Source organism: Flexivirga oryzae (assembly GCF_014190805.1).
Taxonomy (GTDB): Bacteria; Actinomycetota; Actinomycetes; order Actinomycetales; family Dermatophilaceae; genus Flexivirga; species Flexivirga oryzae.
This window is the reverse complement of sequence record NZ_JACHVQ010000001.1, coordinates 1,613,276-1,634,941: the sequence shown is the minus strand read 5'-3', so window position 1 is coordinate 1,634,941 and position 21,666 is coordinate 1,613,276. Positions and strand designations below refer to the sequence as shown.

At 66.9% G+C, this 21,666-nt stretch carries 21 protein-coding genes; 12 read left to right on the top strand and 9 right to left on the bottom strand.

Going from position 1 to position 21,666, the window contains the following annotated elements; translation table 11 throughout:
* Positions 1 to 17: 17 nt before the first annotated feature.
* The 3 genes from FHU39_RS07520 to FHU39_RS07510 all read right to left on the bottom strand — a co-directional run bounded on the left by FHU39_RS07520 (position 18) and on the right by FHU39_RS07510 (position 2,782).
* Positions 18 to 782 carry an acetoin reductase gene (locus tag FHU39_RS07520; RefSeq protein WP_183319776.1) on the bottom strand — a complete coding sequence of 255 codons (765 nt, stop codon included), beginning with the start codon at positions 780 to 782 and terminating at the stop codon, positions 18 to 20.
* 20 nt (positions 783 to 802) lie between these two features.
* Entirely contained in the window at positions 803 to 1,858 is a 1,056-nt protein-coding gene (locus FHU39_RS07515) for a 2,3-butanediol dehydrogenase (protein WP_183319775.1), read from the bottom strand.
* 123 nt (positions 1,859 to 1,981) lie between these two features.
* The gene (locus FHU39_RS07510) at positions 1,982 to 2,782 is read right to left on the bottom strand and encodes a siderophore-interacting protein (protein ID WP_183319774.1); all 801 of its coding nucleotides are present in this window, start codon (positions 2,780 to 2,782) and stop codon (positions 1,982 to 1,984) included.
* 121 nt (positions 2,783 to 2,903) lie between these two features.
* Here FHU39_RS07510 and FHU39_RS07505 point away from each other — a divergent pair, with 121 nt between their 5' ends.
* Both FHU39_RS07505 and FHU39_RS07500 read left to right on the top strand, forming a co-directional pair.
* Positions 2,904 to 4,367 carry a catalase gene (locus FHU39_RS07505; protein WP_183319773.1) on the top strand — a complete coding sequence of 488 codons (1,464 nt, stop codon included), beginning with the start codon at positions 2,904 to 2,906 and terminating at the stop codon, positions 4,365 to 4,367.
* A 111-nt stretch (positions 4,368 to 4,478) separates the two neighbouring features.
* Entirely contained in the window at positions 4,479 to 5,201 is a 723-nt protein-coding gene (locus FHU39_RS07500) for a GAF and ANTAR domain-containing protein (RefSeq protein WP_183319772.1), read from the top strand.
* Between the two features lie 36 nt (positions 5,202 to 5,237).
* Here FHU39_RS07500 and FHU39_RS07495 read toward each other — a convergent pair whose 3' ends face one another.
* Positions 5,238 to 6,041: a sigma-70 family RNA polymerase sigma factor gene (locus tag FHU39_RS07495; protein ID WP_183319771.1), complete on the bottom strand. Its 804-nt coding sequence runs from the start codon at positions 6,039 to 6,041 to the stop codon at positions 5,238 to 5,240.
* 251 nt (positions 6,042 to 6,292) lie between these two features.
* Here FHU39_RS07495 and FHU39_RS07490 point away from each other — a divergent pair, with 251 nt between their 5' ends.
* Positions 6,293 to 6,562: a DUF7218 family protein gene (locus FHU39_RS07490; RefSeq protein WP_183319770.1), complete on the top strand. Its 270-nt coding sequence runs from the start codon at positions 6,293 to 6,295 to the stop codon at positions 6,560 to 6,562.
* 64 nt (positions 6,563 to 6,626) lie between these two features.
* Here FHU39_RS07490 and FHU39_RS07485 read toward each other — a convergent pair whose 3' ends face one another.
* The gene (locus FHU39_RS07485; RefSeq protein ID WP_183319769.1) at positions 6,627 to 7,796 is read right to left on the bottom strand and encodes an enolase C-terminal domain-like protein; all 1,170 of its coding nucleotides are present in this window, start codon (positions 7,794 to 7,796) and stop codon (positions 6,627 to 6,629) included.
* Between the two features lie 116 nt (positions 7,797 to 7,912).
* On the opposite strand from FHU39_RS07485, the gene FHU39_RS07480 reads away from it, so the two are divergent.
* Positions 7,913 to 9,784, top strand: coding sequence for a transketolase (locus tag FHU39_RS07480; protein ID WP_183319768.1), 1,872 nt, complete (start codon positions 7,913 to 7,915; stop codon positions 9,782 to 9,784).
* Positions 9,785 to 9,808: 24 nt separating this feature from the next.
* Here the strand turns inward: FHU39_RS07480 and FHU39_RS07475 are convergent, their stop codons facing one another.
* Positions 9,809 to 10,366, bottom strand: coding sequence for a type 1 glutamine amidotransferase domain-containing protein (locus FHU39_RS07475; RefSeq protein ID WP_183319767.1), 558 nt, complete (start codon positions 10,364 to 10,366; stop codon positions 9,809 to 9,811).
* A gap of 110 nt (positions 10,367 to 10,476) precedes the next feature.
* Between FHU39_RS07475 and FHU39_RS07470 the strand changes: the two genes are divergently transcribed.
* Positions 10,477 to 10,845, top strand: a complete 369-nt coding sequence (locus tag FHU39_RS07470; RefSeq protein ID WP_183319766.1) for a hypothetical protein — start codon at positions 10,477 to 10,479, stop codon at positions 10,843 to 10,845.
* Positions 10,846 to 10,850: 5 nt separating this feature from the next.
* Here the strand turns inward: FHU39_RS07470 and FHU39_RS07465 are convergent, their stop codons facing one another.
* The 3 genes from FHU39_RS07465 to FHU39_RS07455 are packed head-to-tail and all read right to left on the bottom strand — an operon-like array spanning position 10,851 to position 17,090.
* Entirely contained in the window at positions 10,851 to 13,826 is a 2,976-nt protein-coding gene (locus FHU39_RS07465) for an FAD-binding and (Fe-S)-binding domain-containing protein (RefSeq protein ID WP_183319765.1), read from the bottom strand.
* Complete coding sequence (locus tag FHU39_RS07460) at positions 13,823 to 15,262, bottom strand: MFS transporter (RefSeq protein ID WP_183319764.1); 1,440 nt, start codon at positions 15,260 to 15,262, stop codon at positions 13,823 to 13,825. Before FHU39_RS07460 ends, FHU39_RS07465 begins: the two co-directional genes overlap by 4 nt.
* 49 nt (positions 15,263 to 15,311) lie before the next feature.
* Entirely contained in the window at positions 15,312 to 17,090 is a 1,779-nt protein-coding gene (locus FHU39_RS07455) for a thiamine pyrophosphate-requiring protein (RefSeq protein ID WP_183319763.1), read from the bottom strand.
* Between the two features lie 154 nt (positions 17,091 to 17,244).
* Between FHU39_RS07455 and FHU39_RS07450 the strand changes: the two genes are divergently transcribed.
* From FHU39_RS07450 to FHU39_RS07420, 7 genes are read left to right on the top strand one after another with little or no spacing between them, the layout of a single operon-like run.
* Complete coding sequence (locus FHU39_RS07450; RefSeq protein WP_246336430.1) at positions 17,245 to 17,760, top strand: Na+/H+ antiporter subunit E; 516 nt, start codon at positions 17,245 to 17,247, stop codon at positions 17,758 to 17,760.
* Complete coding sequence (locus FHU39_RS07445) at positions 17,760 to 18,020, top strand: MrpF/PhaF family protein (RefSeq protein ID WP_183319761.1); 261 nt, start codon at positions 17,760 to 17,762, stop codon at positions 18,018 to 18,020. The genes FHU39_RS07450 and FHU39_RS07445 overlap by 1 nt, the downstream gene beginning before the upstream one ends.
* Entirely contained in the window at positions 18,017 to 18,358 is a 342-nt protein-coding gene (locus FHU39_RS07440; RefSeq protein ID WP_183319760.1) for a monovalent cation/H(+) antiporter subunit G, read from the top strand. Before FHU39_RS07445 ends, FHU39_RS07440 begins: the two co-directional genes overlap by 4 nt.
* 3 nt (positions 18,359 to 18,361) lie before the next feature.
* The gene (locus FHU39_RS07435; RefSeq protein WP_183319759.1) at positions 18,362 to 18,637 is read left to right on the top strand and encodes a hydrogenase subunit MbhD domain-containing protein; all 276 of its coding nucleotides are present in this window, start codon (positions 18,362 to 18,364) and stop codon (positions 18,635 to 18,637) included.
* Positions 18,634 to 19,566: an MnhB domain-containing protein gene (locus FHU39_RS24940; RefSeq protein WP_183319758.1), complete on the top strand. Its 933-nt coding sequence runs from the start codon at positions 18,634 to 18,636 to the stop codon at positions 19,564 to 19,566. Before FHU39_RS07435 ends, FHU39_RS24940 begins: the two co-directional genes overlap by 4 nt.
* A complete protein-coding gene (locus FHU39_RS07425) occupies positions 19,563 to 19,931 on the top strand; it encodes a sodium:proton antiporter (RefSeq protein ID WP_183319757.1) in 369 nt (122 codons plus the stop codon). Before FHU39_RS24940 ends, FHU39_RS07425 begins: the two co-directional genes overlap by 4 nt.
* The gene (locus FHU39_RS07420; protein WP_183319756.1) at positions 19,928 to 21,664 is read left to right on the top strand and encodes a proton-conducting transporter transmembrane domain-containing protein; all 1,737 of its coding nucleotides are present in this window, start codon (positions 19,928 to 19,930) and stop codon (positions 21,662 to 21,664) included. Before FHU39_RS07425 ends, FHU39_RS07420 begins: the two co-directional genes overlap by 4 nt.
* Positions 21,665 to 21,666 lie beyond the last annotated feature (2 nt).

Genomic DNA, 21,666 nt, shown 5'->3' with positions numbered 1-21,666 from the left:
CGATGTGGTCGCGCGCCTCAGCGCATGACCACGCCCCCGTCGATCATGATCGCCTGGCCGGTCATGTAGTCGGCGTCAGGGCTGCCGAGATACGACACGAAGTTGGCGACGTCCTCGGGGGTCTGCACCCGTCCGAGCGGGATCCCGGCGGCATAGCTGGCGAGGGCCTCACCCTTCCCCGTCCCGAGGTACCGGCCCAACTGTTCGTCGATGAGATCCCACATGTCGGTGCCGACGATCCCGGGGCAGTATGCGTTGACCGTGATGCCGTCGCCGGCGAGTTCCTTGGCGGCCGCCTGGGTGATGCCCCGAACGGCGAACTTGGTCCCCGAATAGCTGCCCAGGTACGCGAATCCGTCATGCGCGGCGATGGACGCGCAGGTGATGATCTTGCCGCCACCGCCTTGGGTGCGGAACCGTTCCGCGGCGGCCTGGATGCAGTACAGGACGCCGAACACATTGACCCGGAAGATCTGCTCCAGGTCGGCGGGTGTCGCTTCGAGCAGTGTCTGTACCTTGGCGATCCCGGCGTTGGCGACCATCGTGTCCAACCGCCCGTACCTGTCGACAGCCGTCTGCACGAGGTCGAACACCGCGCCGCGGTCGGTGACGTCGGCAGGAGCCGCGCAGCCGCCGATCTCGTCGGCCGTGTGCTGTGCGGTGGCCGGGTCCACATCGTTCACGACCACGGCGTAGCCGTCCTTTGCCAACCGCGTGGCAATGGCGGCACCGATGCCGCGGCCCGCTCCGGTCACGATCGCTACTCGCTGCGTGTTTGTCATTGGCTCGTCTCCTCTTTCGCTCACGGGTGGACCAGGATCTTGACGTTCTCCGCCTTGTTGTCGATGAGCTCGCGGAAGCCCTTGTCGACCAGATCGTCGAGCGCGATCTCCCCGGTGATGAACTGCTCGGCGTCGACCTTGCCGTCGCGCAGCAGACCGATGGTGTCCTCGTGGTCGTTGCAGTAGGCCAGCGATCCGATCACGGCGACCTCGTTGAACACCAGGTTGTTCATCGCGACGGTCGCGTCGTGGCCCCAGATGGCGACGTTCACGACGAGTCCGCCGCCCTTGGTGCAGCGCGTCGCCTGGTCGAGCGCAGCATCGACGCCGGCACATTCGAAGGACACGTCGGTCCCCCGCCCGGAGGTGAGATCCATGACCGCTGCCACCGCGTCGGTGTCGGTGGGGTCGATGACCGTGGTGGCTCCCGCGACCTCGGCCTTCTTCTTGCGAACCTCCGCGGGTTCGATCACCAGGATCTGCTCGGCGCCGGCCGCACGGAGTGCGGCCGCGGTGACCAGACCGATGGGACCGGCGCCGAAGACGGTGGCGCTCATCCCCGGGGTGACCCCGCCCAGGCGCACTGCGTGATAGGCGACGGCGAGTGGTTCGACGAGTGCGCCCACCTGCGTGCTGAGCCCTCCGAGCGGGAACGTCCGCTTCGCGTCCGCGACGACATACTCCGCAAAACCGCCACCACCGCCGGACAGCCCGATGAAGCCGAGCACCTCACACACGTTGTAGCGACCGTCGCGACAACGCGCGCACCGGCCGCACGTCAGATACGGCTCGACCACGACCCGTTCACCCACGGACAGCCCGGTGACCCCGTCACCGAGTTCTGCGACCACGCCGGCGAATTCGTGCCCGAGCCCTACTGGCGCCTGCTCCCCCGTCAGCGGATGCGGAGCGCCTGGCGGCGGACAGAAGATCGGCCCGTCGAGATACTCGTGCAGATCCGTGCCGCAGATCCCGCACCACTCGACCCGCACCTTGACCTGGCCCGGACCCGCGGTCGGCTCGGGCACGTCCTCGATGCGGATGTCTCGATTGCCGTAGTAGAGAGCTGCTTTCATGTCATCTCCTGTGGTGGACGTATCGATAGATGTGATCGTCGTCACAGGAGATGCGCTCGGAAAGGGTTGCAGAACGTTGCGTCGGCGGCCGACGCACCGGACCGTCCGGGTCGCGTGCCCGGGTCAGCCGGCGCGCCCGACCTTCCAGTAACCGGTGAACTGGATCCGCGTCTTCGGGACACCCGCCCCGACCAGGTGACGTCGGCAGCCGGCGACCATCGCCTGTTCGCCACCGACATACACCTGGAGGGTCGCCGGATCCGATGGCGTGAACGCCTGCACCTCGGCCAGGGCGGCGAGCCCCGGCGTGGCGTGCGAGTCGGGCCGACTCAGCCACCGCACCTCGAAATGCTCTGGTGCGTCGAGTGATTGCCGATCATCGTCGTCCCCGAGTTCGATGATCGCCAGCCCTTGCGCGTCACGTGGCAGATCGCGCAGGATCCCGGCGACCGCGGGCAGGGCGGAGTCGTCCCCGACGAGCAGCACGAAGTTCGCGTCGTCCAGTGGGTCGAAACCGCGTCCCTGGTCCAGGATCACCGCACGCTCGCCGCGCTCCGCCTGCTGCGCCCACGGTCCGGCGATCCCGGTGTCACCGTGGATGACGAAGTCGACGTCGAGTTCGCCGCGTTCCCTGCGCAGCGTCCGCACGGTGTAGCTGCGGAACGGCGGCCGGGTCCCGGACTTCTTCGTGAGGTACCGCAGGTACCCGCCGATCCCGAACTTCTCCGGGACAGCGTCGAAATCGGTCGTGCCGTCCGGGTGCGGCAGGAACAACCGGAACCACTGGTCGTAGCCGTGCTGCGGAATGGTGCGCAGGTCGTCGCCGGCGAACGTCAGGCGCTGCACATTCGGCGAAACCCGTTCGGACTGGTCCACCTCGACGCGGTAGAGACCGGAGATTTTGCGTCCATCGTTGAACCCCATGAAGTTAGGTTAGCCGATCCTAACTACAACGCCAGTCCGGCCCAGTGCCGCCGATGGTTTGGGGGTCGACCGAGCGGGGTATCCCGCAAGCTGCCCTGCCGACCCGAGACGAGGAGCGTAGATGTCGGAAAAGCAGCATCGACCCACCACCACGGACGCCGGGATCCCCGTCGCCAGCGACGAACACTCACTCTCGATCGGCCCCGACGGGCCGCTGGTGCTCAACGACCACTATCTGATCGAGCAGATGGCGATGTTCAACCGCGAGCGGATACCCGAGCGTCAGCCGCATGCGAAGGGTGGCGGCGCCTTCGGCACTTTCGAGGTGACGGAGGACGTCAGCGCCTACACCCGTGCCGCGGTCTTCCAGCCGAAGGTGGAAACCGAGATGCTGGCGCGCTTTTCGACCGTGGCGGGCGAGCGCGGCAGCCCCGACACCTGGCGCGACCCGCGGGGCTTCGCGCTGAAGTTCTACACCAGCGAGGGCAACTTCGACCTGGTCGGCAACAACACGCCGGTGTTCTTCATGCGTGATCCGATGAAGTTCCAGCACTTCATCCGGTCACAGAAACGCCGCGCGGGCAACAACCTGCGCGATCACGACATGCAGTGGGACTTCTGGACCCTGTCCCCCGAGTCTGCCCACCAGGTCACCTGGCTGATGGGCGACCGCGGCATACCCCGCAGTTGGCGACACATGAACGGCTACTCCAGCCACACCTACCAATGGATCAACGCGTCCGGCGAACGGTTCTGGGTGAAGTACCACTTCATCACCGACCAGGGCATCGAGTGCCTCACCCAGGCCGAGGCGGACCGGCTGGCCGGCGAGGACGGTGACTATCACCAGCGCGATCTCTACGATCACCTCGAGTCCGGCGACCATCCCAGTTGGACCCTCAAGGTGCAGATCATGCCCTTCGACGAGGCCAAGACCTACCGGTTCAATCCGTTCGACCTGACCAAGGTGTGGCCGCACGGCGACTACCCGCTGCACGAGGTGGGGCGTATGACGTTGAACCGCAACGTCACCGACTACCACACCGAGATCGAGCAGGCGGCATTCGAACCGAACAACCTCGTGCCCGGCACCGGCCTGTCGCCGGACAAGATGCTGCTCGCACGCGGCTTCAGCTACTCCGACGCACACCGGGCGCGGTTGGGCGCGAACTACCGCCAGATACCGGTGAACCAACCGCACGTCGAGGTCCATAGCTACTCCAAGGACGGCGTCGGGCGCACGCAGAACGTCACCGACCCGGTCTATGCACCGAACTCGTATGGCGGTCCGGTCGCGGATCCGGCGCTGACCGACGACGGCGGCCAGTGGGCGGCGGACGGCGAAATGGTCCGCGCGGCATACACCTTGCGCGCCGATGACGACGACTTCGGGCAGGCCGGGACGCTGGTGCGCGACGTGCTGGACGACGCAGCCCGCGACCGCCTGGTCAGCAACATCGTCGGGCACCTCTCGGACGGCGTCACCGACAAGGTGCTCGCACGAGCCTTCGACTACTGGCGCAGCGTCGACCAGCGCCTCGGCGACCGCGTGGAGGCAGGTGTGCGCGAGCAGCAAGGCTCCTGACAGGGCCCGACGGCGGTCGCTGCCGGAAGGCGAGCCAGGAGCCCGGTTGCCCCAGCGCCGTCGAGGAATAGAGTTCCTCGTGATACCGGACTGTCTCACGCGGGAGTACCCATGGACGCCCAGGAGTTCGCCGATCTGGCGGCACAGTTCAATGCGGCACAGGACCTCGCCGCCACCGCGCACGAGGTGGTCGAGCAGGGTCGGCTGACCCTCGGCGCCGATCACGCGGGAATCACTCTCATCGAGGCGAGGAACCGGTTGCGGACGGTGGGGACGGACGACCCGGTGGTGCTCGAGGCCGACCGACTCCAGTACGCGCTGGATGAGGGCCCGTGCAACGACAGCGCCTGGCAGGGCGAGACCTTGGCCAGTAGCCGGATCGCAGAGGACCCGCGCTGGCCCACCTGGGGTCGCAGCGCGGCACAGCTGGGTCTGGTGAGCGCCCTGGCCGGTGAGCTGACCGACACGGGAGGGCGCCGGCTCGGCTGTCTCAACCTCTACTGGCGCTCGCCCCGTGACTTCACCGGCGACGACCGCTCGTACATCCAGATCTTCACGACGCATGCCGCCATCGCGCTCGCCTCGTCGATGCGGGACGCGCAACTGAACACTGCCCTTGATGCACGCAAGGTCATCGGCCAGGCACAGGGCATCCTGATGGAGCGGCACTCGCTGCGGGCGGATCAGGCGTTCGAGGTGCTCCGGCGCTACTCACAGAACCACAACATCAAGCTGCGCGAGGTGGCCGAGTTCCTCGTGACCGCGCGCGCATTGCCCACCAGTCGTGCGCAGGTCAGGACGACGCTCGACCGGGAGAAGCGGGCCAGCGGCTAGCGGTCGCACTGGCCGGCCGGGCGGGTTCGGCGCGGATCACGATGCTGCACGAGCGGCATCACCGTCGAACGCGAGGGCGCGGCGCAAGCGCCCCAGAATGTCGGTCAGCAGCCGCGAGACCTGCATCTGGCTGACTCCGATGCGCTGACCTATCTGGCGCTGGGTGAGGTTGTCCACGAATCGCAGGCGCACGATCAGCCGGTCCCTGGCCGGTAGCTTGCACAGCACCGGCCGAAGCGTTTCGAACGCCTCGATCCGGTCCAACTCGGCGGGGACCGCTCCCATGGTCTCCCGCAGCGGCATACCGTTGTCCCGATCGACCGGTGCATCCATCGATCGTGCGACGTACTGGGTGTCGACCTCCCTGGCCGCGCCGACGTCCTGCTGGGTGAGGCCGAGTGAGCGGGCGACCTCGGCACTGGTGGGCTCGTGGCCCAACTCCTGGGTCAACCGATCGATGCACGTACGCACGGCGAGGCTGTGCTCCTGCAACTGCCGTGGCGGACGCACCGCCCAGCCGTGGTCGCGGAAGTGCCGCTTCAGCTCACCGGTGATCGTCGGCACGGCGAACGCCAGGAACGGCGAACCGGTGCCGGGCCGGTAGCGGCGGACGGCCTGCACCAGGCCCAGCAGCGCGACCTGCTCCAGGTCCTCGCGTTCGAGGCCTCGGTGGTCGTAGCGGCGGGCGATCGAGATCGCCAGGGAGAGATGGTCGAGCACGACCTCGTGACGAAGACGGGCAGCCGACCCGCGACCCGAGTGCTGGGCCTTGCGCAGGAGATCTTCGGCGCGTTGTGCGCGCTCATGCGGAGAGTTGCTGACGGCTGAAGGGTGCGGCATGGCTCAGTTCTTCCACGAGAGACCACACCGACCACGCTGCTCGAGCCGGCACGTGACTTCAGCCTGTCACGAAATGAGTGTCTCGGCAACCGTCGAGTGTCGGCAGACAGCCGAATCACATGTGATAGCAACGAGTTCAGAGATTGCCGACCGCCGAGTGGCGCATTGCTGCGTCCTCGCTCGCGAGTGAAATTCGCCCCGCCGGGTATGACGCCGGCATACGAACACACGACACGCGGAGGTGCATCGAGATGCCTGACAGGAAGCCGGGGCCATCGGTGAAGGACGATGAGCTCTACGAGGAGTTGCGCGACGAGGGCAACAGCAAGGAGAAGTCGGCGCGCATCGCGAATGCGGCCGCCAACACGTCCCGATCCGACGTCGGAGCGAAGGGCGGCCAGCAGTCGCCCTACGAGGACTGGACGAAGGACGAGCTGGCCGACCGGGCGGCTGAGCTCGGCATCGAGGGTCGCTCGTCGATGTCCAAGAACGAACTCATCGATGCGTTGCGGAGTCACTGACCGTCCGCCGTTGACAACTGCAGCCGTCGGGGGCCACCTACCGCCGCCGACGGCTGCAGCGCGTTCAGGTCCGACGTCTGCGCGATCGGTGCGTGTCCAGCGATGAGACGGCGTGCATCCCGGCCCGCTGCGGCGGGATCCTTTCGACGACGAAACGTGAGACGTCCTTGAGGCGGTAGCCGTGTCCGACTCTCGGTCCTGGCGAGTGCGCCAATCGGCCGCCGCGCACGACCGGTGCGCCCTCGATCAGCTGTGGTTCCAGGGCGGCGTGGTCGCTGAACCATTCGAGGTGGCGCACCGCGCCGTCGGAGATGGCGAGCGGCAGGTGCAGCGCCGGCGCGCAGTGCGCCGACACCGGTACATGTGCCGCGTGAGCGTATGCCGCGCAGCGCCGCCATCCGGTGAATCCGCCGCACCGGGTCACGTCCAACTGCACGCAGTCAACGGCCTCGCACATGGCGCGGGTGTCCGCGATCTCGGCGATGTACTCCCCCGCCGCCACCTCGCTGCTCAGCGCATCACGCAGCTGTCCCAGGCCGCGGAGGTCCTCGCTGGACACGGGTTCCTCGAACCAGCTCACACCGAGGATGTCGAGGTCCTGTCCGACCTGCATGGCCTGGCTCCGTGAATAGCCACCGTTCGCGTCGACCATGACCTCCGCGTCACCATGCACCCGGTTGACCACGCGAGCCACTCGCTCGAGGTCGCGTGCCACCTCACGTCCCCAGTTCTCGCCGATCTTGAGCTTCACCGCGGAGCAACCGGCCGCCAGCCACTGGTCGACCTGTGCGTCGAGCTCGTCCGGACCCATAGAGGTGAAGCCCCCGGAGCCGTAGACCGGCACCGAATCACGTTCTGCACCCCACAGATCCGCGAGGGAAACCCGCAACCCACGGCTACGCAGGTCCCACAACGCGATGTCCATCGCACTGATCGCTGCCATCACCACACCGCGAGTCCCCAGGTTGCGGCATGCCCGGTGCATCCGCTCCCACAACCGGACCGGACTCGAAGCGTCCTCACCGAGCACCTCGCGCGCGAGGACCGTGCGGACGAGCTCGACCGCGGCCGGGGTGGTGTAGGACCAACCGAGTCCGGTCTCCGAACCGGCCCGAACCTCGACGGTGACGACATCGGTGTGATCCCACGTCAACGTCCCGTCGCTCTCCGGCGACGGAGTCGGGAACGACAGTGCTTGCACCTCGACCTGGTCCACTGCAGCTGCGGGCGTCATGGCATGCGGCATACCCGTCGACAGCCGTGGACATGCGTCCAGCGAATGTCCGGTTTCCGAGTCGTGACCACGGGTACATCACCCGTACCCAGCGTTCCACGAGAGGAGCACACCCGATGACCACTGCCTCCGACACCCGCCCGGACCTCGACTTCTGCACCGAACTCGCGCAACAGCTGCGTGTCGACTCGGTCGTGATGAGCGACCGGGCCGGTTCCGGGCACCCGACCTCGTCGATGTCCGCCGCCGACCTCGTCGCCGTGCTGCTGGGACGTCATCTGCGCTGGGATCTGCAGGCACCGGACGACCCCCACAACGATCACCTGATCTTCTCCAAGGGTCACGCCTCACCCCTCTACTACGCGATGCTGCATGCGGCCGGCGCGATCGACGAGCCGGAGCTCCGCACCTACCGAAGGCTCGACAGCAGACTCGAAGGGCACCCGACCCCACGGATGTCCCCGACCGACGTCGCGACGGGATCGTTGGGTCAGGGCCTTCCCATCGGCGTCGGAATCGCCCTGGCCGCCAAGGAACTCGACAAACTCCCGTACCGGGTGTGGGTGCTGTGCGGCGACTCCGAGATGGCCGAGGGGTCGATGTGGGAAGCCTTCCAGTACGCCGGCTGGCGTGGCCTGGACAACCTGACAGCCATCATCGACGTCAATCGCCTCGGACAGACCCGGGAGACGATGCTCGGCCACGATCTCGATGCGTATGCCGCGCGCGTGTCGGCCTTCGGCTGGCATCCCGTCGTCGTCGACGGGCACGACGTCGCGGCCATCGACCGGGCGTACACGGAAGCGCAGCACACCTCCGGCCGACCCTGCGCGATCATCGCGCGCACCCTCAAGGGCAGAGGCGTTGCAGCGGTAGAGGACAAGCTGGGCAAGCACGGAAAACCCCTGGACGACGCGACGGCGGCCGTCGCGGAGCTCGGCGGCTTCCGTGACCTCCGGGTCGAGGTTCAGCGCCCCGACCTGGGCGCGGAGCTGCACCGGTTCACCGCGACCGGGGGGACGCGGCCCACTTGGGAGGTCGGGACGGAAGGGTCGACCCGTGAGGCCTACGGAGCGGCACTGGCCTGGCTCGGTGCCACACGCGAGGACGTCGTGGCGCTCGACGGTGAGGTCTCCAACTCGACACATTCCGATGAGTTCGCGTCGGCCGAACCCGACCGCTACTTCGAGATGTTCATCGCCGAGCAGCAGATGGTCGCGGCGACCGTCGGACTGGGTGTGCGCGGCTGGACCCCCTTCGCGTCGACGTTCGGCGCGTTCTGGGCGCGGGCGTACGACTTCGTGCGGATGGCCGCCGTGTCGCGGGCGGACCTGCGGTTGTGCGGTTCCCACGCCGGAGTCGCCATCGGCGCCGATGGGCCGTCACAAATGGCCCTGGAGGACCTCGCCTCGATGCGTGCGATCCACGGCAGCGCGGTGCTGCACCCCTCGGACGCGAACCAGGTGGTCCCGCTGATGGAGGAGATGGCCGATCGGGGCGGCATCACCTATCTGCGCGTGTTGCGCGGAACGACCACCGTGCGCACGCCGGCGGATGAAAGGGTGCACATCGGCGGCAGCCGAACCGTGCGGCACGACCAGGATGACGAGGTGACCGTGCTCGCGTGCGGGGTCACCGTGGACGAAGCGGTTGACGCCGCGGATCTTCTGGCCGCGCAAGGGATCGGGATGCGGGTCGTGGACTGCTACTCCGTGAAGCCGTTGGATGCGGACACGGTCCGCAGAGCCGCCGCCGAGACGGATGCGCTGATCACCGTCGAGGACCACCGACCCGAAGGCGGTCTCGGCGACGCGGTGCTGGAGGCGTTGGCGGCGGAGCCGGTGCGGCCGCAGGTGCACAAGCTCGCCGTCGATGTGATGCCGACCTCCGGCACTCCCGAAGAGCTGATGAAGGCGGCCGGCATCGACGCCGAGGCCATTGTCGCCCTGGTGCATCGCGTGCGCACTGCGAGCGAAGCGCACCTGTGAAGCACGCAGCGACCGTTCATCCGACTACGCTTGCGCGAATGCGGCTAGCAGTGCGTCGGTGAAGGCGGGGAGGTCGTCTGGTTTACGGCTGGTGACCAGGGTCCAACCGGCACGCTCACACACGACGACCTCTCGGTCCTGCCACTCCCCACCGGCGTTACGGATGTCGGTCTGCAGGCTCGGCCAGCTGGTCAGTTCCTTGCCTCGGAGCACGCCCGCCTCCACCAGCGTCCACGGTCCGTGGCAGATCGCCGCCACCGGCTTGCCCTGGCGTGCGAACCCACGGACGAACTCGACAGCCTCATCGAACGTGCGGAGCCTGTCGGGGTTGGTGGTCCCACCCGGAAGCACCAAGGCGCCGAAGTCCGCAACAGTCGCATCGTCGACCATGACGTCAGGTCGGAAGGTGTCGCCCTTGTCGACATCATGATGGAACGCGTGCACCTCGTCCTCGCGGGTGCCCACCAGCACTGGAGCGCCACCGGCATCCTCCACCACGGTCCACGGCTCGGTCAATTCGATCTGTTCCACACCCGACGCGGCCAGGAACGCGATCTTCCGTCCTTGCAGTTCGTTGCTCATGCTCGTCCCTCTACCCACGTGACGACCAATCACACACTCGGCGGTGATTCGATCCGGGCAGGCCGGGTAAACGACGGCTATGGGACCGACGCCCATGGAGGGAGCACACAATGTCCGACGATCAGAAGCCCACGAACATCCGTCCCGCCGCGCAGGTTCCGCTGTCCAGCGACCTGGTGGAGCGGTTGGGCGAGGCCGCGCACGACTACGCCGAGGCCCTGTGGTCGGTTGCCCAGCACCGCGACGCGGATGCCGACCAGATGGCCTCGTTGATCACCGAGGCGAACGACAGGTTCGGAGTGAGGTTCCCCGAGCCGGTCATCGACAAGTTGCAGGAGATCTTCCGCAACTCCGGTGGATTCGTGACCATCATCAGCGAGGAGCATGTCCTTGCCGGTGCAATCTCGGACGACGTCGACGCCCTCGACGCCCCACACGCGGCGAATGCCGCGGATGAGTCCACCGACCTTCCGGGCTGAGCCTGTCACGGGTTACCACCGATCTGGTCGACCCGTTTCCTGTGCTGCAGTGCCTGGCCGAGTAGCTCGGCCAGGTGCACCGGTTGGTGGCCGGTCTCGTCCAACTCGTGAATCTGGGTCCGACAGCTGAATCCGTCGGCAAGGATCAGGGTCGAGTCGTCTGCGCCGCGCAGGGCCGGTAGCAAACGGTCCTCGGCACACGCACGGCTGACGTCGAAATGCCCTTTCTCGAATCCGAAATTTCCTGCCAGGCCGCAGCAGCCGCCGACACTGCGCGCTTCAACCCCGGCTCTCTGCAGGAGCGTGCGATCGGCCTCCCATCCGGTGTCGGCATGCTGATGACAGTGGACCTGCACCAACGCGTGGTCTGTTTTCGCGGCGGGTGGGGACCAGCCGTCCGTCCGTTCCTGGAGCAACTCGGCCAGACCCACGGTGCTGTCGGCGAGACGCCGCACATCGCCGACCTCCGGCAGGAGCCGGGGTGCGTCAGACCTCAGCATCGCCGTGCAACTGGGCTCCAGCCCGACAACCGGCCAACCCGCGCGCAATACCGGCCCGAGCACACCCACGCTTCGGTGCAGCACGCGGCGGGCCACATCCAGCTGCCCCGTAGACGTCCAGGTCAGGCCGCAGCAGACCGGCTTCTGTGGCAGTTCGACCCGGTAACCGGCATCCTCGAGGACGGCAACGGCCGCCTGCCCGATCTGTGGATCGAAGTGATTGGTGAAGGTGTCGGGCCACAGCAGCACCGAGCCACGTTCACCGGTGCCCTGTGGAGCGCGCCCGCTCCACCATTCCTGCAACGTCTGTGTGGCGAATTGCGGCACCTCGCGGTTCTCGACGCCGGCCAGCGCCGTACCGACCCGCCGGACAGCCTCGATCCCGGTCAGATGGTTCAGAAGACGCGCACTCCGGCTTCTCGCAACTGCGTCCGCCACCACTGGTAACCACCCCAGTGCGTAGTGGGCACGTGGTCGGAGGCGGTGGTGGTAGTGGTGATGCAGGAATTCCGCCTTGTAGGTCGCCATGTCGACGTTGACAGGGCAGTCGCTCGCGCAGCCCTTGCAGGACAGGCAGAGGTCGAGGGCACCCTTGACGGCCTTCGATCTCCAGCCGTCGGTGATCGTCCCGTCGCGATGCCCTTGCAGCATTTCGAACAGCAGTCGCGCGCGGCCCCTGGTCGAGTCGAGCTCCTCGCGCGTCGCCCTGTATGACGGACACATGACGTCATCGGCTTTGGGCTGTGGTGCCCTGCACAGCCCGACCCCGACGCAGCGGTTCGCTGCGCGCAGAAAGCTTCCGTCGTCGGGGTATTCGAAGGCCGTCCGGGCGTCGAGGTGTGGCGACCACGACGCGCCGAGTCGCAGATGCTCGTCGAGCCTGGCCGGTGCCACGACCTTTCCCGGGTTCATCAGGTTCTCCGGATCGAACATCGCCTTCAACTCGGCGAACGCCGTCATGATGCGTTCGCCGAACATCTTGGGTAGGAGCTCCCCGCGGGACTGCCCGTCACCGTGCTCGCCGGAGAACGAGCCACCGTACCGCGCGACGAGGTCGGATGCCTCCTCCATGAACCGCCGGTAGGTGCGCAGCCCGTCGGTGTCGTTCAACCGGAAGGGTATCCGCGTGTGCACGCACCCTTGTCCGAAATGCCCGTAAAGGCTTGGCGCGGCCTCGTCGGAGTAGCCGAATTTGTCGTAGAGCCGTTGGAGGTCCCGCAGATAATCACCCAGATCCGACGGGTCGACCGCGGAGTCCTCCCAGCCCTCCCACGTGTCCGGCTCTCCCGGGACATGCGCGGTCGCACCGAGACCGGACTCACGTACCGCCCACAGGTCGTCCTCGAGGCTCGGGTCGCCGACGGCCGTCACGTCAGGGTCCTCGGCCGTGCGGCCCAGCCCACTCAGCATCCGTTTCGCACTGTCGTCGACCTCGGACTTACTCTGCCCACCGAACTGCACCATCAAGAACGCATCACCGTCCGGCATCTGCCGGCGTGAGGCGTCGTTCAGATGCTTGATGCGTTCATCGTGGATCAACCGGTGGTCCAGCCCCTCCAACGCTATCGGCTCGTAGGGCAACAGGCCGGGCACGGCGTCCGCAGCAGCCGCTATGGAGTCGAACCCCAGCACGACGAGTGTGCGTTCTGGCAGCACGGGGACCAGATTCAGCTCTGCCCGAAGGATGGTGACGAGCGTGGACTCACTGCCGACCAGCAGCCCGGCGATGTCGAATCCGTGCTCTGCGAGCAGAGAGTCGAGGTTGTAGCCGGAAACCCGTCGAGGTATGTCCGGGTAACGGTCCCGGATCTCGTCCGCGTACTCGTCACGAAGATGCCGAAGCGAACGATAGACGGCGGCGCGCCGGTCACCGTGCCGTTCGATCTCGGCATACTCGGCATCGTCGGTGGGCCCACACCAGAAGCGGGTGCCGTCCGAGAGGAGCACCTCCAGCCGCAATACATTGTCGACGACCTTCCCGGTCCGCTGGGCCGTTGCCCCGCACGAGTTGTTCCCGATCATCCCGCCCAGCGTGCAATTCGGATGTGTGGCCGGCTCCGGACCGAAACGCAAGTCATAACGCCCCAGTTCGCGGTTGAGATCGTCCAGGACGATGCCCGGCTCCACCACACAGGTCCGTTGCTCCGGATCGACATCGAGCAGCCGATTGCAGTACTTCACCCAGTCGATCATGACCGCGTGGTTGGTCCCCTGCCCTGCGAGACTTGTGCCGCCGCCACGCGACACGACGGGTACGCGGTGCTCATGGCACACCGCCACGGTCGCCACGCCGGCATCCACCGTGCGTGGCACCACGACGGCGATCGGCACCTGTCGGAAGTTCGAGCCGTCGGTGGAGTAGGCGGCGCGGGTCCCGTTGTCGAAACGCACTTCGCCATCCACCCGGCCCCGTAGCTCAGCTTCCAGTTCATCAACGTCCGGGTCGGGCATTGCTGTTGCCTCCGCTTCGTTCGATGTCATTCGGCTGTCAAAGGTGTCGCGACGCTTTCCAGGCTCTTCCCTTCCGCGTGCACAGCGAGGAAATGGGCGACCACGCCACCCGCGACCATCAGCACACTTCCGGTCAGGTACCCAGGCGCGAGCCCACCGATGTCCTTCGCAGCTTCCGCAGAATCCAGCAAGCGGCCGAACAGCAAAGGTCCGACGATGCCGCCGGCGGCGGTGCCGATCGCATAGAAGAAGGCGATGCACAACGCGCGGGTCTCCATCGGGAAGACCTCGCTGGCGGTGAGGTATGCCGAACTCGCGCCGGGTGAGGCGATGAAGAAGACCAGAGCCCCGAGTCCGGTCAGCGTGATCGCGCTCAACGAGTGCAGCAGGAACGCACTCACCGCCAGCAACACCCCGGAAACCACATAGGTCACAGTGATCATGCGCGCACGCCCGATGGTGTCGAACAGTGGGCTCAAGGCCAACGCCCCGACGAAGTTGCTCACGGCGAATACTGCTAGATACCAACCTGTTTGTTTGACCCCGTAGAACGTGGTGAGGGTGTCGCCGAAGGTGAAGAAGAATGAGTTGTAGAGGAAGGCCTGGCCCACGAACAGGGAGAAGCACAGAATCGTTCGCCGCGGATACACCTTGAACAGCGTGCCGGCGATCAGACCGAACCCGATCGTCCTACGCTGTCGGATCGTGATCGTGTCATCGACCTCGGCCAAGTCCATCCCGGTCGATCCGCGGACCTTGCTCTCGATGTCGCGGACGACACGCTCAGCAGTGTCCTCCCGGCCGTGGATGAAGAGCCAGCGTGGGCTCTCGGGCACGTTGCGCCGCACGAGGAGGATGAGCAGTCCCAGGACCGCACCGATCCCGAAGGCGAGACGCCAGCCCAGCCAGCTCGGAACACGGTCCGGGTTCAGCAACGGGATCGTCACGAGCGCCCCGACCGCTGCACCCATCCAGTAGGAGCCGTTGATCGCCACATCGACCCGGCCCCGGAATCGCGCGGGGATCATCTCATCGATCGCGGAGTTGATGGCGGAGTACTCACCGCCGATGCCGCCTCCGGTCACGAACCGGCAGACGAAGTACCACAGAGCCGTGGGAGAGAACGCCGTCAGTGTTGTCGCCACCAGGTAGACCCCGAGGGTGATGAGGAAGAGTCGCTTGCGTCCGAATCGATCGGTGAGTTGGCCGAATACGAGTGACCCGACGCAGGCGCCTGCGACATACACCGCCCCCGCCGTCCCGATGTCGCCACCCGACATGGACAGCCCGGTCGACGACGACTTGAGCGCGGCCGACATCGATCCGACGATCGTGACTTCGAGCCCGTCGAGGACCCAGACGGTCCCCAGCCCGACCAGCACCATCCAATGCCACCGAGCCCACGGAAGGCGGTCCAGACGAGCCGGGACATCCGTGGTGGTCCGACCGGTCTCGACGTCGCTCATGACTCATGGCCCAAGTGCGCCGTCAGGTCCGGCCGGCCACGTCGCCACATCAGGAGAACAGCTCCTGCGCCTTCGTCCTGATGCCTTCCTTGATGAGTCCCCAGGCGTTCTCGTCGCCCTTGCCGACCGCCTCGACCAGCGACTTCACCTGCTCGAACGTCGCGTGCGGTGGGATCGGGGGCACGTCGGGATCGGTGTGCACGTCCAGCACCGTCGGACGACTCGCGTTCAGGGCCGTGTCCCAGGCCGCGCCGATGTCGTCCGGGCTCGTCACCGTCGTCGCGTCAAGACCGAGTTCACGTGCCACGCCCGCATAGTCGACGTCGGGAAGTGACTGGGATTCCACGAATTTCGGTGAATTCTGCATCGCGCGAAGCTCCCAGGTGACCTGATTGAGGTCGTTGTTGTGCAGCACCGCGACGATCAGACGTGGGTCCGACCACTCCCGCCAGTACTTGGCGATCGTCAGCAGCTCGGCCATGCCGTTCATCTGCATCGCACCGTCCCCGCTGAAGGCGACCGCAGGCCGGTCGGGGTGCGCGAACTTCGCGCCGATCGCATAGGGCACTGCGGGTCCCATCGTCGCCAGCGTCCCGGACAGGGAACCGCGGGCATCACCACGTAGGCGCAGGTTCCTCGCGTACCAGTTGGCGGCGGACCCGGAGTCCGCTGACACGATTGCGTCGTCCGGCATCCGGGAGGAGAACTCGGTGAACAGGCGCATGGGGTTGATCGGGTCGGCAGGGACACCGGCCTCGTCCTCCATCGTCGTCCACCACTGGGACACATCGGCTTCGATCCGTTCGCGCCAGGAGCGATCGTCCTTGCGCGACAGCCTGGGCAACAGTGCCTGCAGGGTGGCTGCGGCATCGCCCACGAGATTGACCTCGTACGGGTAACGCATTCCGATGAACTTGCCGTCGATGTCGATCTGTACCGCTCTCGCCGCGCCGAACTCCGGAAGGAACTGCGAATAGGGGAAGTTGGATCCGACCGTCAGCAATGTGTCGCAGTCACGCATCATTTCGTAACTGGGCCGGGTGCCGAGCAAACCGATCGAGCCGGTGACGTACGGCAGCTCGTCGGAGAGCACGTCCTTGCCCAGCAAGGGTTTCGCCACCCCGGCCGCCAGGAGGTCGGCTACCTGGGTCAGCTCCGCGCGCGCTCCTCTCGCCCCTTGACCAGCCAGGATCGCGACGCGCTTGCCGGCGTTCAGCACGTCCGCCGCGCGTGCCAAAGCGGCGTCGTCCGCGGCCGCTCGCGGCTGATCGATCCCGAGACTGGACGGCACCATTTTGAAGTCGTGCGTCGGCGCCGTGTACTCCAACTCCTGGACGTCCGCCGGGATGATGATCGCGGTGGGTGCACGCTCGGTAAGCGCGACCCGGATCGCCCGGTCCAGGACGTTCGGCAGCTGCTCCGGAACGGTGACCATCTGGACGTATTCGCTCGCCACGTCCTTGTAGAGGGACAACAGGTCGACTTCCTGCTGGTAGGAACCTCCCATTGCGGAACGGTTCGTCTGGCCGGCGATCGCCACCACCGGAACGTGGTCGAGCTTCGCGTCGTACAGCCCGTTCAACAGGTGGATCGCACCCGGACCGGACGTCGCGATGCACACCCCGAAAGTGTCGGAGAACTTCGCGTATCCGACGGCTTCGAATGCGCTCATCTCCTCGTGCCGTGACTGGATGAACTTCGGATCGTTGTCGGCCCGCACCCAAGCAGCCATGATCCCGTTGATGCCGTCGCCGGGGTATCCGAACACCTGACGCACGTCCCATTCACGCAAGCGTTGCAGTAGGTAGTCACCGACCGTGTTGCCCATGTGAGCCTCCTCGAATACCGATGGCATGACGATCACCGGTTACCCACGAGACGGCGACACAAACCGGACCGGGGCTCGGGTTTGAAATGTCTTCCGCCGGGGAAGAGACCCCGTGGAGAAGCTGCTCCGAGACGCAGGAGGTGCTGGTGTGCGCATGCTCCGAATGCGTGACGGGAGTGCACGATCGCTGATCTCGTCATTCGTGTGGGCGTTCCTGTGCTGGCTGGTGCTCACCTGGTCGACCGAGACCGAACAGCTCGTGAGCGGCGCACTCCTCGCGGGAGCAGTCACGGCCGGCAACTACGGGCTGGGCACCGTCGCCCGTCCCTGGGCGGTGCTCGACCCGCGACGACTGGTCGCACTGATGCGTCTAGCGGGCACCTCGGGCGGTCGTCTCCTGGTCGCGGGTATGTCGCTGAGCCGCGTCGTCTGGTCCGGCGGCTCTCGGCCCGGGTCCGGGCTGGTCGCGATCGGCACCGACGAGCACCGCGACGGCGGCCTGGCGACCGTCGGGCTGCTCACCTCGCTCACGCCGGACAACCAACTGGTGGATCTGGACCGGCGTCGATCGGTGCTGCTCTACCACACGTTGCGTGTTCGGCCCGACCGTGCAGAGCAGCGCCGGGCACTCACCGGCAGCGTCGAACACGCCATCAGCGAGGTTCGCTGATGAGAACCGTCGCGCTGGTCGTCTGCATCACCCAGGTGGCGATCGCCTGTTCACTGCTGGTGCGTCTCGGCCTCGGCCCGACGGTCAGCGATCGGATCGTCGCGATCAACGCCATCAGCATCCAGCTCGCCGTGGCGGTGCTCTTCTACGCGGTTGCGGCCGATCGGGTGGCCTACCTCGACGTGGCGATCTGGATGGTTGCGTTCGGCTACCTCACCTCGTTCATCTGGTCGCGCTATCTCGAACGAGGCCTGCTGTGAACGTTGCCCTCGTGGTGATCCTGTGCGTCGTCGGATGCGCCTTCGAGATCACCGGAGTTGTCGGGGTGTTGCGCATGCCGGACTTCTATCTGCGGGTCCAGTGCTGCACGCTCGTCGGCACACTCGGACTCGTCCCGTTCCTGGTGGCACTCGTGGTCGCCGAAGGGCCGGTCACGCCATACGGCGGTCGTGCGCTCATCGTGGGTTTCCTCGCGCTGCTGCTGGGCCCCGCCGCAGGCCATGCGCTGGCCAGGTCAGCGCACCGGATCGGTATCCCCGTTCACCCCGGTGCAGCTGCGCATGACGAACTCGACGCGAGCACGCCGGACGAGGAGTGAAACGTGTTCTGGGCCCTCGACTATCTGTGCCTGCTCGCCATCGTCGTGACGGCAGCCCTCACAGTGCTGCTGCGCAACCTCGCTGCGTCCGTCCTCGCGTTGTCGACGATGGGTGTCGTTCTCACCGCGAGTTTCGTGGTCCTGGCCGCACCCGATGTCGCACTCGCCGAGATCGTGGTCGGCACCGTCGCCATGCCGGTGCTCTACTTCGTCGCCCTCGGCAAACTGCGCACTGTGATCCGCGAAAATGCGGACCTCGGCGAGGAGCGCGGCCCGTGACGAGTGACGACCGGCTCTCGCCCGGGCTTCGGCACGAGCCGCACGTCCGCGCGGGCTGGCACCGACCGTGGCTGGGTGGCCCGCTCGTGCTCGCGCTCGGGGTGATCATCCTCATCGGGCTGCTGGCCCTCCCCCGCGAGAACGCGGCTCTTCCGGTCATTGCGCGTCATGCCATGGAGATCGCCATACCGGTGTGGGGCCAGGCCGAGGTGGTCAGCGAAATCGTCTATGGATCCAGAGGATTCGACACCTTCGGCGAGACGTTCCTGCTCTTGGGCGCGGTCGTCGTGGTTCTCACCCTCTCGCGCCCCCGTGAACCACGCTCGGAGTACGTGGGCGAGGCGAGCGAAGGACACGCCGAGCAATGTCGGCTCGACCCCGACGAGCCGGAGAGCAGCGATGAGCGGAGGGCGCGCCGCGCCGAGTCGGGCGAGGAGTCCGAGACACGCCGGGTCCGGATGAGCATCGTCGTCCGGGTCGCGGTGCGCACGGCTGTGCCGCTACTTGCGGTGGCTTCCGTCTACACCGCCGTGTGGGGCTACACACCGGGTGGCGGGTTCCCTGCGGGTGCCGCGGTCGCCGGTGTCGTGCTGCTGGTGTATGTCGCGCTCGGTCACCGGGCGGTCCGTCGCGTCGTGCGAACGACCGTGGTGGAGCCGGTCGAACTCGCGGGTGCCGCGGTGATCGTAGCGCTCGGTGTGGCCGGCATCGTCATACACGGGTCCATGTTCGCCAATGTCCTGCCGCTCGCCCAGCCGCTGACGATCCTTGCCGGAGGGAACGCACAACTCTATTCGGGAGCCGAAATGGTCGAGGTCGCAACGGGCCTCATCATCGTGATCTTCAGTCTGCTCGGCATGGGGCGGGACTGGACCATCCGCGATGACGACCCGGGCGACGACTCCACGACGCCGGGGCAGGGCACATGATCGTCGCCAATTACGTCGCGGCCGGTTGTGTCTTCTGCATCGGTCTCTTCGCCGTCGTCGCCCGCCGTGACCTGATCAAGATCGTCATGGGGCTGTCCCTGATGGAGGCGTCCACCTATCTGCTGCTGGTCTCGATGGCCTATCGGAGGGGCGCGACCGCGCCGCTGCTGAGCAACCCGCCATCCGGCGAGTCACAGCAGGACGTGGTGCACGGGACGGTCTCGGACCCGGTGCTGCAGAACTTCTGCCTGACCGCCATCGTGATCGGGATCGCCGTCACCGCAGTGTTTCTCACGCTTGTCGTGCGGGTTGCACAGCACTACCGCAGCGTGGACGCGGCCGACGCGACGGCGTTGCGGGGGTGAACGTCCAGGCGCTGCTGCCGCTGCCCGTCGTCATCCCGATCGTCGGCGCGATCGGCGCCCTGCTCGTCGGGCGGTTGCACCGCCTGCTCCCCCTGCTCGTCGGTATCGGCGCGATGGCTGTGTCTCTCGGCGTGCTGCTGCTCATCGCGACCCAGGTCCTGGCCGGACACGGCCAGGTCATCACGACATACCTCAGCGACGAGCAACCGTTCCGCGGCCGGGCACTCGGCATCGCATTCTCGGCAGACCCGTTCGGGATCGTGGTGGCGCTGCTCGCAGCGGCGCTCGGCGCGGTACTGCTGACCTCCGCCCTGTCCGAGTTGGGGCACCTCGGCCGCCGGGAGCTCGGGCTGCTGGCCTGCCTGTCCCTGCTCATGCTCGCGGGCGTCATCGGCTCGGCGCTGACCGACGACCTCGTCAACCTGTTCGTATGGTTCGAGGTCGCCGGGTTGGCCAGCTTCGGCCTGACCGGGTTCTTCCTCGAACAACCCACTGCGCTGGAAGCAGCGTTCAAGGCAACCGTCCTCACCTCCATCGGCGGTTTCGTGATCTTCGCCGGCTCGGCGATGCTCTACGCGCTCACCGGCGCGCTCAACTTCGGACAACTGCAGCACGCGCTCCCAGGCGCGGCGTCACGCGGCACCTCGGTCGCCGTGGCACTCGTGGTCTGCGGCTATGCGATCAAGGCGGGGTTGGTCCCCTTCCACGCGTGGTTGCCGGACGCACACGCTGCCGGGCCCGGGGCGGTGTCGGCGATGTTCTCCGCGGTCCTGGTCGACCTCGGGGTCGTCGGACTGGTGCGGATGCTGATCTGCACTCGCACGGTCCTGCCCCGTCTCGACGACCTGCTCCTCGGGCTCGGGATCACCTCGGCCGTGGTCGGCGCGCTCCTGGCCCTGGCGCAGGACGACCTCAAACGGCTGCTCGCCTGGGACACGGTGTCCCAGGCCGGCATCATCGTCGTCGGCTTCGCCAGCAATGACGCCGAAGGCATCTCGGGTGCGGTCTACCACCTGGCCAATCACGGTCTCTTCAAGGCGCTGCTCTTCCTCAGCGCGGGCGCGGTGCTGCACGCAACGGGACTGGGCAAGCTCTCGGAACTAGGTGGATTGTGGCGTCGGCGGCGGGTACTCACCGCCGGGTTCACCGTCGGGGCTCTGGCAATCTCCGGCGTGCCGCCGCTCAACGGCTACGCATCGCTCGGCCTGATCCACCAGGGCGTTGCCGACGATCCGGTGGTGCACGTGCTCGCTCTGACAGCCCAGGTGTTGACCGTTGCCGCGCTCGCGCGGGCGACATACCTCGGCTTCTATCGTCCGCGCGCGCAGGAGTACGAGCACCTCGAGACCCAGCACATCGGGATGCGGATCGGCCTCGGATCACTCGCGATCGGTTGTGCCGCCTTCGGCGTGCTGCCGACTCTGATCGTGCCCAGGATCGCGGCGCCGGCAGCGTCGTTCGTGCTGCACACCAGCGCCCACGCGGCCGGCGCCACCGCCGGCGTGAGCACGGTGCCCGCTCTGTCGATCCCGGCCGGGCTCTCCGGAGGCACCGACCTGGTCACCAGCCTCGGCGAGATCATCGCGGGGATCCTGCTCGCCGCGGCATACATCCGCTGGGGCGAACCGCGACCCGTCGGGTGGCTGCGGCGGCTGCACACCGGATCGGTCAACGACTACGCGACGTTCGCGGTTGCCGGGATCCTGCTCGTCAGCGTGACCCTGCTGGCGTAGCC